Source organism: Thermosynechococcus sp. (genome assembly GCF_046299655.1).
GTDB lineage: Bacteria > Cyanobacteriota > Cyanobacteriia > Thermosynechococcales > Thermosynechococcaceae > Thermosynechococcus.
Map to the genome: position 1 here is coordinate 37,643 of NZ_JBKBHZ010000017.1, position 12,191 is coordinate 49,833.

The following is a 12,191-nucleotide window of genomic DNA, read 5'->3' on the forward strand; positions in this document are numbered from 1 at the left end:
GAGCGATCGCCTTTAGGTCTCATTGGCCTTGAGGATACCACCTTAGTGACCGCTGCCCTGAGTTTGTACCTGCTGGATTGGATTCACCCCATTTAACTATGCCAACTGTTCATGTGATTGGTCTTGGTCGCTCTGGCATCGCTGCCGCCCGTTTACTAAAACGTCAAGGCTGGCAAGTGGAGGTGAGTGATAGTCGCCAAACCCCTGCCCTACAATCCCAGCAGCAACTCCTCGAAGCCGAAGGCATTGCTGTTCAACTCAACTACGACTTTGATTTACAAACCCTCGCCAATGTCGGTCTGCGTGTCCCGGATGAAATTGTCATTAGTCCCGGTGTGCCTTGGTACTCACCAGCGCTCGTTGCCTCTCGCCAAGCGGGTATCCCCGTGCGGGGGGAAGTGGAGATTGCGTGGCAGGCCCTCGCCTATTTGCCGTGGGTCTGTATTACGGGCACCAATGGCAAAACAACGACCACGGCACTCACTGCTGCCATCTTTCAGGCAGCGGGGTATACGGCTCCCGCCTGTGGCAATATCGGCAACAGTATTTGCGAAGTGGCTTTGACCGCCAGCGCCCTTGATTGGGTGATTGCTGAGATTAGTAGTTATCAATTGGAGTCTAGTCCTCCCCTGCAACCCCAATTTGCCCTTTGGACCACCCTCACCCCGGATCACCTAGAGCGTCATGGCACCCTTGAGGCCTATGTGGCCACCAAAGCTCACCTAATGAATGGGGCTAAACAGGTGATCCTCAATGGCGATGATCCCTACCTGCGTCAACACATGGTGAATCGTTGGCCAGAAGCTTGGTGGATCAGTACCCAAGGGGCAGCAGCCCTACCCAAGGGGATTGAACAGGGCATCTATATTGCTGAGGATCAAGTTTGGTTTCAGGATCAACCCCTGCTGCCCACCCATGTCCTGCAAATGCCGGGTCAACACAATCAGCAAAACTTTCTTCTAGCTGTGGCAACTGCACATTTAGCCGGTATTCCCGCTGAAACAATTGCTAAGGCAGTGGCGGGGTTTGCCGGTGTGCCCCATCGTCTAGAGCGCATTCGCCAATGGCAACAGGTGGTGTGGATTAACGACAGTAAAGCTACCAATTATGACGCCGCCGAAATTGGGTTGCGTTCTGTGATAGGTCCGGTGATTCTCATTGCCGGTGGACAGGCCAAAAAGGGGGACGATCGCCCTTGGCTCAACTTGATTCAGGAGAAGGCCGCTTGGGTGCTCTTAATTGGTGAAGCGGCACCACAGTTTGCGCAGCGCCTAGAGGCGATCGGCTTTACAAATTATGAGATCATGGAGACACTGGATCGGGCAGTGGCGGCGGCTGCTGAACTGGTGACCCAGTACCCAATCAAAACTGTGCTCTTTTCCCCTGCCTGTGCCAGCTTTGACCAATATCAGAATTTTGAAGAACGCGGTGATCACTTTCGTCAACTGTGCTTAGAGCTATGAGCCAATCTGCGGCCTCGGGTCACTGGTGGAATCGCCTCTCCATTGCCAGTCGGTTTCTGATTATTGGCTTGGCAGGCCCTGTCCTGACGCTGAATTTTTGGGCATTTGCCACAATTCTTAAATTCTTTGGACCACTGGTGGCGGTGCTTGTCCTTGCCTCCCTGTTTGCGTTTTTACTCAACTATCCAGTGCGCTGGATGGAGGAGCAGGGAAATCCGCGGGGGCCGTCGGCAGTGGTTGTCTTTTTGCTGGCACTGGTTCTGATTGCCATCATTGCCTTGGTCGTGGTGCCCAATCTCTTTAATCAGGCGCAACAGCTCATTGCTCGCCTGCCGGAATGGTTTAACTCCAGCCAACGGCGACTGCTAGAATTTGGCCAGTGGGTGGACTCCCTTAATCTGCCAGTGACGGTGGATGTGGATGCCCTCGCCAACCAATTGCTGGAAAAACTCAAGGATCAACTGCAAAGCTTAGCCCGCGAGGCGCTGAATTTAATTTTGGGCACGGTGAGCAGTGTCGTGGATGTGCTCATCAATCTAATTCTGACCGTTGTCCTCACCTTCTATCTCCTGCAACATGGGGATGAATTGTGGGATGGCCTGCTGAGTTGGCTGCCCGATACGCTACGCCCCACGATCTCAGAAACCATACGCCGTAGTTTTGAAAGCTACTTTATTGGTCAGTTGGTGCTGGGGCTGTGCATGGGCATTGGCTTGACCACGATTTTCATCTTTTTGAAGGTGCCCTATGGCTTGCTCTTTGGGGTGATTATTGGGGTGATGGCTTTGGTGCCCTTTGGCGGCACGGTGGGGATTATTTCCATTAGTTTGCTGGTGGCGCTTCAGGATGTTTGGCTCTCCCTGAAGGTGGCGGGATTTTCGTTTCTCTTTCAGCAGTTTCTTGAAAATGTGGTGGCACCCCGCATTATTGGCAGCTTTACGGGTCTGAATCCCGTCTGGGTGTTTTTAGCAATTCTGACGGGGGCGCGGGCATCGGGCTTGGTGGGGGTCTTGATTGCAGTGCCGATCGCGGTGGTGATTAAAACCTTCCTTGTGAGTGTGCGATCGCGCCTCAATGCCGAGGACGTGGATACCACCGTTGCCCTGCCCAGTAATCCGCCCCCCTTGCCCCCTGTTTCTTCTTCAATGAAGCCCTCCTCAGTGGAGTAGAACCATGCGGCGTGCCCTTCACCCCGGAATTCTCACCTCCCTTGTTTTGATCAGTACAACCGCTGCCATTACCCTTGTCACGGCTTTGATTGGCTACCATTTGGGACGAGAATCATTGCGCGGTGTGTCCCAACCAGTGGTGAATCCCATCCTTGGCAGTGCGGTGAATGCCAATGATCAAACCCAAGGGGAGCGATCGCCCATTCTAGACGAGGCGCAGATCATTGCCCAAACCAAAGTCCGCATTACTGAGATGATTGAACGTTCCGCAGAACGCCAGATTGTGCCTGCTCCGACCACTGCCAATGAACCCCCAGCAGCGGAACCAGAAGTGAGTCGAACACTGCCGATCGTTGCTGAGGATAAGGGGGTGCGCCTAGAAATTAGCCATGTGGACACCATTGGCCAAGATTTCGCCTTGCAGGTGAGCTTGAAAAACGACAGTAGCCAAGGAGTGCAGTTTATTTACACCTTCCTAGAGATTAAGGACGACAAAGGAAACCTTTTGAGTGCTCTGACCGAAGGCCTACCCACGGAATTACCCCCTGGTAGTAATCTGGTCAAAGGCACGATTCTTATTCCCAAAAGCCTCCTCGGTAATACAAAAACCTTGACCCTGCGCCTTGCTAGCTATCCCAATCAGGATGTGCAATTGCAGGCTGCCAATATTCCTGTGGAGTAGCCATGCCCACTGCTGAATTTGTTCAAAAATGGTTGAGTGCTCGCGATTGGGTGCGGGTACGGGCGGATTTAACAGGCAAGACCACATTTATCGCATGGCAGGGAGCTGTGTATAGTTTTGTTCCCCAAGAGCGACGCCGTCATCTTTTCAACATTGTTGGCATGAGCGCCGCTCGCTGTTTGCCCCATCCTGAGGGGGGATGGTATTTTCTCTCCCGTGAGTTGACGTTTTATCTAGACCCAGACCATCAAACCCTGTGCGATCGCTGGCACAACCCTTGGACAGAGGAAACAGTGCCTGTCCTTCCCGTGGCCAATGATCCCGTGCAGGGTCTATTTCGCCGTGAGGTGCCCGCCCAAGTCGGTGAGCGCACGACGACGTTTCAGACCATCAATGCGCTCAGCCAACTGTGGTAAATCTTTTCCTTTAGATTAACCCTTGGGCAATCAGCGATTCGGCAATCTGCACGGCATTTAGTGCTGCCCCCTTGCGGATTTGATCGCCACACAGCCACAGTTCAAGGGCATTGGGTTCAGAAAGATCTTGGCGCAGCCGTCCCACCAGCACGGCGTCCTTGCCTGTGGCCTCTAGGGGCATAGGGAAATAGTTGCGCTGCCAATCCTCAACAAACTGCACGCCTGCCGCCTTTTGCAGGCGATCGCGCGCCTCCTGTAGCGGAAAAGGCTCAAAAAATTCCACATTCAGCGCCTCCGAATGGGCGCGCAGCACAGGCACCCGCACACAGGTGGCCGTCACCCGTAACGTAGGGGCATGGAAAATTTTGCGGGTCTCATTGACCATCTTCATCTCCTCTTGGCAGTAGCCCTGCTCATTCAAAGGAGAATTGTGGGGAAACAGGTTAAAGGCCAAGGGATAGGGAAAGACCTCTGTACGCGGTGGCTGCCCCTTGAGAATATCAAGGGCTTGATCCTTGAGTTCTTGCATGGCCTTGGCTCCCGCCCCACTGGCAGACTGGTAGGTAGCCGCAACAATGCGCCGAATTGGTCGCACCTGATGCAGGGGCCATAGTGCAACGGTCATCAAAATGGTCGTGCAATTAGGATTGGCAATGATGCCTTGGTGTGTTTTTAGGTCTTCAGGATTCACCTCTGGCACCACCAAAGGCACATTGGGTTCCAGGCGATAGGCACTGGAATTATCAATGGCGATCGCTCCCTCTCGGACAGCAACAGGCAGCCACTGCCGCGACACACCTGCCCCCGCCGACGCCAAAACCAAATCCAGTCCCTTGAGGGTCTCTTCACTCACTGCCTGTACCGGCAGCACCGTCTCCCCAAAAGAGAGGGTTTGACCCGCTGAACGGGGCGAAGCCAATAGCCGCAACTCAGCTACAGGAAACGACCGTTCCGCCAAAATGGCCAAAATTTCTGTGCCCACTGCCCCTGTGGCACCTAAAATGCCCACCCGTAATCCCTGTGCCAAGGTCATTCCTCCGAAATATAAGCCCATTTTACGATTGTCGAGACGGGAAAAATAGCCACCCTAGGTTTAGCTACTGGAATCTCTCCTGCCTATCCTTCGGCGAGGGCAGGGGGACTGGCGGTGAATTGGGGGGGATTAATTTTGCTGGGCAGGGTTTGCATTAGGCTTGCCATTTCGAGGGCATTGAGGGCGTATTCCCAACCCTTATTGCTTTTGATGCCGGCGCGTTCAAGGGCCTGTTGCATGGTGTCGGTGGTGAGGATGCCGTAGATAATGGGTACCCCCGTTTGCATCGAGGCGGTGGCAATGCCTTTAGTGACTTCAGCCGCCACATAGTCAAAGTGGGGGGTTTGGCCACGGATGACTGCCCCTAGACAAATAATGGCGGCATAGCGACGACTAGCCGCCAGTTGAGCTGCCACAAGGGGAATTTCAAAACTACCCGGCACCCAAGCATAGTCCACTTGAGAACCGTGGGGATTGGGGTCAACGCCATGACGACGCAGACAATCTTGGCAACCCTCGAGCAGCTTGGTTGTAATCAAGTCATTGAAGCGGGAAATCACAATGCCAAAGCGAGGCGTGCCCAGAACTTGATAGGTGCCTTCAAAAACAGCCATAGGTGGAGGTGCCAAATCTTACCCCAAAGAGTATAACCTGCCTCCGCCTAGGAGGAGCGATCGCCTTGCTCCACAAGGAAGTCTTGGGACTGCCACTGCCGCACAATGCTGGTTAACTTGCTCACAAATGGCTCAGGGGCTAAATCAGGATGAAATTCGCTAATTTTTATAGCACCACGGGTCCCTAAAGGGCGAGAGGGCGCAGGTTCTGGCACACTAAGGGGCAAGGACTGGCAAATGATGGCCTCAAACTCGCTGTTGAAGTGATAAATCGGCTGCTCTCGCCGCTGCCAGAGTTCTAAAATTTGCTCAACGGAAATGGCTTTGTAGCGTCCCAGATAGAGGGCTTCAATGAGGGCAAGGCGAATCCAGCGGGGCGGGAAATGGCGCAACCAGCGATCTAGAATGACCTCCACTGAGGAGCCATCTAGATCAAACCCATATTGACGTAGCAGGCGATCGGCAGCCTGAATAGCGGCATCGTTGCCAATATGTGCCATGCGCCAATGTTGCCCTTCCATAATTATGGTGCCTCTATCATGCCACAAGTTTTCCGAGGTGACAGCAGCGAAGAGCGTAACCCTGATATCGTAGAAAGGCAACCTCCAGTGTCTTCTATTTTGTTTAGGTACATCATGGTGAGTGCTCCTCCCTCTGCGCCGTTGATTGAAGATGCCCCACTCACGATCGCCGGACGGCAGTTCCGTTCCCGCCTGATGACCGGCACAGGTAAATACCGTTCGATTGCGGATCTGCAAGCCAGTGTTGCCGCGAGTGGTTGTGAAATTGTGACAGTTGCCGTCCGTCGCATTCAAACCAATGCCCCCGGTCACGAAGGACTTGTGGATGCCCTTGACTGGAGTAAAATCTGGCTGCTGCCCAATACCGCTGGCTGTCAAACCGCTGAAGAGGCGATTCGCGTTGCCCGTTTAGGCCGAGAAATGGCCAAACTCTTGGGTCAAGAGGACAACAACTTTGTCAAGCTAGAGGTGATTCCCGACCCGAAATACCTGCTACCGGATCCTGTGGGCACCCTTGCTGCCGCCGAGCAACTCGTCAAAGAAGGATTTGCGGTTTTGCCCTACATCAATGCAGATCCCCTGCTGGCTAAACGCCTTGAGGAAGTGGGCTGTGTCACTGTGATGCCTTTGGCTTCCCCCATTGGTTCAGGACAAGGTTTGCGTAATGCCGCTAACATTCAAATTATTATCGATCAGGCGAATGTTCCCGTCGTTGTGGATGCCGGTATTGGTACCCCCAGTGAAGCTGCCGCCGCGATGGAGTTAGGGGCAGATGCACTCTTGATTAATACCGCGATCGCCCAAGCGGGAAATGCTCCGGCAATGGCCAAGGCTATGGCCTTAGCAACCACTGCTGGCCGTCTTGCCTACCTTGCAGGGCGCATCCCCGTAAAAGCCTACGCCAGTGCCAGCTCTCCGCTCAGCGGCAGGATTGGTGATTGATGATCCGCGAACTCTTGGGCGGACTGCTCTTCCTTCTCACCCTTACGGGCAGCCTCTTCTATTGCGTGGCCTTGGGGGTGACATGGCAGTTCTTTAGCCGCAAGCGCCCTCCTCCCCCTCGCGTTGCACCTTCGGTGTCGCTGCTGGTGCCGATTTGTGGGCTGGAAGCAAGGGCATGGCAAAATTGGTCTTCCCTGTGTAACCAAGATTACCCCACCTATGAGGTGCTCTTCGGGATTCAGGAGCCGACAGATGCCGCCCTTGCCGTTGTGGATGAGATTTGCCGCAGGTATCCTGAGCGTGCTCGCTGGTACCTTTGTGCGGAGCAGCATGGCTTTAACCCCAAGGCAAACAATGTTTTTCAGTTATTTCGCCATGCTCGCTACGAGATTATTGTCGAGGTGGATAGTGATGTAGCGGTGGATCGGCACTATTTGCAGACTATCATTGCTCCCTTTGCCGATCCGCAGGTGGGTGTTGTGACCTGTGGCTATGTGGATCCGAATCCCCAACGCCTGGGAGCTGCTTTTTTAGCCTTGGGGCGCTGTCTTGACTTTATCCCCGGCGTTTTAATTGCCCGCCGCCTCGATGGTGGATTGCGCTTTGCCATTGGGCCAACGGTTGCCCTGCGGCGTCAGGTTCTTGACCAACTGGGGGGATTTGCAGCGGTGTTAGACCGCATTGGCGAAGATTATCATCTCGGCTACCGCGCTTGGAAACTGGGCTATCGGGTCGAACTCTCCCCCTATATCCTGAAGAATGACTGTGGCAATGACTCTTTCCGGCAGGCGGTACAACGAGAGCTGCGCTGGGCACGCTCCATTCGCACCAATCGCGGCAAGCAGTATTTTGGCATGGTGTTTATGTTTGGCACGGTCTATAGTGCCCTGCTGTGGGGACTATTTCCTACGCCATTGACACTCGGCATCGCTTTGGGCGTTCAAGGTCTTCGCTGGGTGCAGGCAATCATCAGCATGATCTTGATGGGGACTCCTCGGTTGCTGTTGTGGCTGTGGCTATTGCCCCTGCGGGATGTGATGAGCTTTCTGATTTGGCTGGGGGGCTGTTTTGGCAATCGCATTTACTGGCGCGGTCGCTGGTTGCGGTTCTCTCGCCATGGTCAATTGCAAGAAATTGTTAAGGATTCTCAAGAGTCGTAAAGCTTGCTTGCTAGAATAGCTGCACTGTAACGCTGAATTGGGGTGTTTGCGATGCGCTATACCACGGAGGAGGGCGGTCGCCTCAACAACTTTGCCATTGAACCCAAGGTCTATCAAGCCCAGCCCTGGACACCTCAGCAAAAAGTACGCGCAGCCCTCTGGGTTGTAGGAGGCTTGTTCTTGGTGGCTGGCTTGGTGGCGATCGCCATCGGAGTGAGCTAATCTGCTGTGTCTGGGTTTTGATACCAGCGATGCCACCCTAGTTGCCGGTCTCTATGACTTGGGGGCAGATCAACTGCGTGAGGTGAAAACCTGGTGCCTAGGTCGGGAGCTGGCAAGCCAACTTCACCCTTGCCTAGGGGAACTCATGGGGCGCTACCGTTGGGATGAGCTAAGGGCGATCGCCATCGGGTGTGGGCCGGGCAGCTTTACGGGAACGCGCTTGGGGGTAGTGACTGCCCGTATCTTGGCACAGGAACTGGACGTTCCCCTTTTCGGGCTGTCTAGCCTTGGCACCATGGCCTGGCACTATCGCCATGAACTGCAAGAACAGGATGGGGTGGTGTCGCGGCGTGCCCAGCAGGGACATCAATACCTCGGCATTTACCGTTCTCAGGGGGATCGTCTCAACGCCCTGTGGGGCGATCGCCTCTTGGCAGACCACGAAGCAGAAACGCTTTTAGCCACTTGGCCTCACCCCTACAAACACTTGAGTCCTCCCAACCCCACCGACTATGGCCGCGCTTTGCTCACATGGGCAGCCCAGCAGTGGCACGATACACTAAGGGCAGGGAAAGAATTTCCCCATTGGTCAAGCGTGGTGCCCTGCTATGGCAAATAACTGGGAACTTGGTCGCTTTCTCGATACCCTGCGCTTTTTTCAAACCCTACCGTTTGTGGGAACCCTAGAACCTCTGCGCCCTGTGCTGGCACCCCTTTTACCAGATCTCTTTAAGCCGCCCGCCTATCGCGGCAGTGGTCTAGTGGTGGTGATGGGGGCAACGGGTCGAACGGGTCAAGCAGTGGTGAAAACCCTCTTGGCTCAAGGCTATGCTGTGCGGGCAGGGGTGCGCGATCGCGCCAAGGCTGAGAGGGTTCTTCCCCCCCACCCCTTTTTAGACATTGTTGTTGCCGATGTCACGCAACCGCTGCCGCCCGATCTTCTACAGGGCAGTCGGGCAGTCATCAACTGTGTCGGGACAACGCTGCAGCCCAATCCCAGCACGCCACCGCCGGGTCTTGAAATTGTCGGTGCTAGCCCCGAGGCTGTTGAATTGGGGGGAATGCGGCATCTATTGGAACGCGCCCAGCCCTACTTTCAAAGTCAACCCAACACCTATCCCCTCTTTGACTATCGCTATCCCACGCCCCCGCTGAAGGAGGTTTGGGGTGCCCTCGATGATGTGGTCATGGGTGGCGTCAGTGCCAGCCAGTTTTACCTCAAGGAGCAGAGTGCCCTCTTTACGGGGGTTGTTTCTACGGAAAATGCTGGCGGGTTTGTCTCCATTCGCACCCGCAACCTCATCCCCCCCCTCAATCTGCAAGGGTACACGGGCATTCAACTGCGGGTTCGCGGCGATGGCCAGCGCTATAAATTTTTCCTGCGCAGTGACCCAGCGTGGGATGGCGTCGGCTATGCCATCTCCTTTGATACGGTGGCCGATCAGTGGATCAGCGTTGAGCTGCCCTTTAGCCACTTTATTCCCGTGTTTCGGGCACGCACTGCCAGCAATGCGCCGCCCCTCAATGTGGGGCAAATTTACTCACTGCAACTGATGCTCAGCAAATTTGAATACGACGGTGCCCTCAACCCCCACTTTCGCCCCGGCACTTTCAGCCTTGAGATTGAATCGCTCCAAGCCTATGGGAATGTGCCCTTGCCGCGCATCATTCAGGTGAGTTCGGCAGGGGTGACCCGTCCGCAGCAGGCAAATCTGGACCTAAAGGGACAGCCCTTGGCAGTGCAATACAACGCGCAACTGGGGGGCATCCTCACTTGGAAACTGGCGGCAGAGAATCTGCTGCGCCAAAGCGGCCTGCCCTATACCATTGTCCGTCCCTGTGGCCTGACGGATCAGCCGGGGGGCAAAGACCTACGCCTTGATCAGGGCGATCGCCTGACGGGGTCTCTGAGTCGCGAAGATTTAGCCGCATTTCTGGTTAGTTTGCTGAATTTGCCCGTGGCCTGCTATCGCACGGTGGAAGTGGCGGCCACGGATCAAGCTGCAGAGGCCTATCCCAACTGGGCAGCACGCCTTGCCCAACTTGCCAGCGATTGCCTAGATCGCCCCTAGGGGAGAGGAGCAAATGGTGCGTTTTCTCCATGTGGCCGATGTGCACCTTGGCTTTAATAAGTACCGCCAAGACAATCCCAACCGCACGTTTGACTTTTTCACCGCCTTTGACAGTGCCCTGCAAACCTATGCCATTGAGACAGGAGTGGATTTTGTCTTGATTGCCGGGGATCTCTTTGAGGAGCGGATGATTACCCCCGGCGTTCTCAACCAAGCGGAGTACGTCCTTGACAAGGTGCGATCGGCGGGGATTCCCGTGCTGGCGATCGAGGGCAACCACGACAACTGCCCCTACGGTGTCAAGTCCAATTGGCTACGCTACCTCTGTGAAAAGGACTATCTTTACTTACTGGAACCTGACGAAAGTGGCCAATTACAGCCGTGGGACTCCGAGGCAGCGCAGGGTGGCTACATTGATCTCCCCTGTGGCGTGCGTGTCATTGGTTCCCGCTGGTATGGTGCCAGTGCCCCCCGCGCCATTCAGGAGCTTGCTAGTCAAATTCAGGCGCTGCCGCCCGCTGCTGGTGCGACGATTTTGCTCTTTCACCATGGTCTTGAGGGGCAAGTCTCCCGTTACCAAGGGGCATTGCGCTACAACGAACTCCTACCCCTGCGCCAAGCAGGTGTGGATTACCTCGCCCTTGGGCACATCCATCGCCATTACGCCGTTGAGGACTGGATCTTTAATCCCGGCTCCGTTGAGGCCAATTCGATTCAGGAAAATCAGCAGCAAAACCCCCGCGGCGTGCTCTTGGTTACTCTTAACGATCAGGGGCCACCCCAAGCGGAACTCAAGCGGGACTATTGGCAGCGTCCCATCCATCGCTACACCCTTACCCTTACCCCCAGTGACACCGTGAGCCATGTGGAGAGCCAACTCCAGCAACTGGTGCAGCGGCATCGGGCAGACATGGCAGAGGCAATTGTGGAAGTCACCCTCAAAGGAGAAGTGGGGTTTGAGCGGGGCGATTTATCTGTGCGATCGCTCCAAGGGCAACTGCAAGAAACGACCAATGCCTTTATCTTTCGAGTGGGGTTTGCGGCAACCCCTGTGGCCTATCAAACCTACCGTGATGCGACGGCTGAGCCACCCCCCCGCGCCCAGATCGAAGAACAGGTGTTTACAGATCTGCTGGCCAGTGTCGCTGAGTATCGCGATCGTGCCGAATCCTTGGCCAAGGTGCTCATGCACCTAAAAGAAGATCTACTTCAACCCAATGCCAATATTCCTGACCTTTACAAGTGGCTAGCAGACCTCTCCCTAGAGAGCTAGGGCTGGGGTGGTAAGGGAACGAGGGGCTGATTCGCCACATTGGCCAATTGGACAGCGGGAGACTGCAAGAGGGCTTGCCATTTTTGCTGGAGTTGGGCATTCTGCGGCTGAGTCAACCGTTGTTTCGCCAGTTGATCGAGGGTATCGTACCAATAGCCCGCCATGGCAAAGGTATCCGCCACATCTTTGGCCTGCACAATTCGCCGCTGTTGGCTTGGCGATAAGGGCATTAGTCGAAACCAACTGATGGTTTTGACGGCTGTGGTGCTATTGGTGCAGGTGAGGGTGAGTTGCCACTGGTAATCCACACCGTTTTTGAGGGAAACATGCTCCACAGGCCAGCCAATAATACCCACTTCTGTCGGGGCAGGACGCTCTTGGCGATAGACTTCTGTGCCTTGGGGATCCCGCAGCGTCAGGGTTAGGGTTGCGCCCTTGTTGGCGGGAATGAAGCTATAGAGGGTGGGGGTGGGAGTGCTGCTGAAGCCATTGTTATCCTTGGGCACGAGGGCAACCACAGTTTGTTTGGGTTCAGTCAGACAGCAGAAGCCCCGCGCTCTGGCAATCTTTTCTCTGATGAAATACAGTAAGATTATGAACCAAGTCCTGACTATCTCCTGCAAA

General features: G+C 55.0%; 14 protein-coding genes. 10 read left to right on the plus strand and 4 right to left on the minus strand.

Features of this window, described 5'->3' with window-relative positions; translation table 11 throughout:
- Positions 1-98 precede the first annotated feature (98 nt).
- The 4 genes from murD to ACK4HN_RS10255 are packed head-to-tail and all read left to right on the plus strand — an operon-like array spanning position 99 to position 3,730.
- On the plus strand, positions 99-1,463 hold the full coding sequence (murD, locus tag ACK4HN_RS10240) for a UDP-N-acetylmuramoyl-L-alanine--D-glutamate ligase (RefSeq protein ID WP_409877597.1): 1,365 nt from the start codon (positions 99-101) through the stop codon (positions 1,461-1,463).
- Entirely contained in the window at positions 1,460-2,632 is a 1,173-nt protein-coding gene (locus tag ACK4HN_RS10245) for an AI-2E family transporter (RefSeq protein WP_409869083.1), read from the plus strand. Before murD ends, ACK4HN_RS10245 begins: the two co-directional genes overlap by 4 nt.
- Before the next feature lie 4 nt (positions 2,633-2,636).
- Positions 2,637-3,314: a hypothetical protein gene (locus ACK4HN_RS10250; protein WP_409869084.1), complete on the plus strand. Its 678-nt coding sequence runs from the start codon at positions 2,637-2,639 to the stop codon at positions 3,312-3,314.
- A gap of 2 nt (positions 3,315-3,316) precedes the next feature.
- Positions 3,317-3,730, plus strand: coding sequence for a DUF1838 family protein (locus ACK4HN_RS10255; protein ID WP_409869085.1), 414 nt, complete (start codon positions 3,317-3,319; stop codon positions 3,728-3,730).
- 10 nt (positions 3,731-3,740) lie between these two features.
- Here the strand turns inward: ACK4HN_RS10255 and ACK4HN_RS10260 are convergent, their stop codons facing one another.
- The 3 genes from ACK4HN_RS10260 to ACK4HN_RS10270 form a co-directional block, all read right to left on the minus strand.
- Complete coding sequence (locus ACK4HN_RS10260) at positions 3,741-4,763, minus strand: aspartate-semialdehyde dehydrogenase (protein ID WP_409869086.1); 1,023 nt, start codon at positions 4,761-4,763, stop codon at positions 3,741-3,743.
- Between the two features lie 83 nt (positions 4,764-4,846).
- The gene (gene ribH / locus ACK4HN_RS10265) at positions 4,847-5,377 is read right to left on the minus strand and encodes a 6,7-dimethyl-8-ribityllumazine synthase (protein WP_409852393.1); all 531 of its coding nucleotides are present in this window, start codon (positions 5,375-5,377) and stop codon (positions 4,847-4,849) included.
- A 47-nt stretch (positions 5,378-5,424) separates the two neighbouring features.
- Positions 5,425-5,898, minus strand: coding sequence for a hypothetical protein (locus ACK4HN_RS10270; protein WP_409869087.1), 474 nt, complete (start codon positions 5,896-5,898; stop codon positions 5,425-5,427).
- 114 nt (positions 5,899-6,012) lie between these two features.
- Between ACK4HN_RS10270 and ACK4HN_RS10275 the strand changes: the two genes are divergently transcribed.
- Genes ACK4HN_RS10275 through ACK4HN_RS10300 form a run of 6 tightly spaced genes read left to right on the plus strand, consistent with a single transcriptional unit; the run spans position 6,013 to position 11,567 of the window.
- The gene (locus ACK4HN_RS10275; RefSeq protein ID WP_409869088.1) at positions 6,013-6,840 is read left to right on the plus strand and encodes a thiazole synthase; all 828 of its coding nucleotides are present in this window, start codon (positions 6,013-6,015) and stop codon (positions 6,838-6,840) included.
- A complete protein-coding gene (locus tag ACK4HN_RS10280; protein ID WP_409877601.1) occupies positions 6,840-8,000 on the plus strand; it encodes a glycosyltransferase in 1,161 nt (386 codons plus the stop codon). Before ACK4HN_RS10275 ends, ACK4HN_RS10280 begins: the two co-directional genes overlap by 1 nt.
- A 51-nt stretch (positions 8,001-8,051) precedes the next feature.
- Positions 8,052-8,222, plus strand: coding sequence for a photosystem II assembly protein Psb34 (psb34, locus tag ACK4HN_RS10285; RefSeq protein WP_409852401.1), 171 nt, complete (start codon positions 8,052-8,054; stop codon positions 8,220-8,222).
- A gap of 10 nt (positions 8,223-8,232) precedes the next feature.
- Positions 8,233-8,841, plus strand: a complete 609-nt coding sequence (gene tsaB / locus ACK4HN_RS10290; RefSeq protein ID WP_409869092.1) for a tRNA (adenosine(37)-N6)-threonylcarbamoyltransferase complex dimerization subunit type 1 TsaB — start codon at positions 8,233-8,235, stop codon at positions 8,839-8,841.
- On the plus strand, positions 8,831-10,294 hold the full coding sequence (locus ACK4HN_RS10295) for a CIA30 family protein (protein WP_409869089.1): 1,464 nt from the start codon (positions 8,831-8,833) through the stop codon (positions 10,292-10,294). Before tsaB ends, ACK4HN_RS10295 begins: the two co-directional genes overlap by 11 nt.
- 13 nt (positions 10,295-10,307) lie before the next feature.
- On the plus strand, positions 10,308-11,567 hold the full coding sequence (locus ACK4HN_RS10300; protein WP_409869090.1) for an exonuclease SbcCD subunit D: 1,260 nt from the start codon (positions 10,308-10,310) through the stop codon (positions 11,565-11,567).
- On the opposite strand, the gene ACK4HN_RS10305 is transcribed toward ACK4HN_RS10300, so the two are convergent.
- Positions 11,564-12,191, minus strand: a 628-nt coding sequence (locus ACK4HN_RS10305) for a DUF928 domain-containing protein (protein ID WP_409877599.1), incomplete at its 5' end; no start/stop codon positions are given. The two genes, ACK4HN_RS10300 and ACK4HN_RS10305, sit on opposite strands and share 4 nt — an antisense overlap.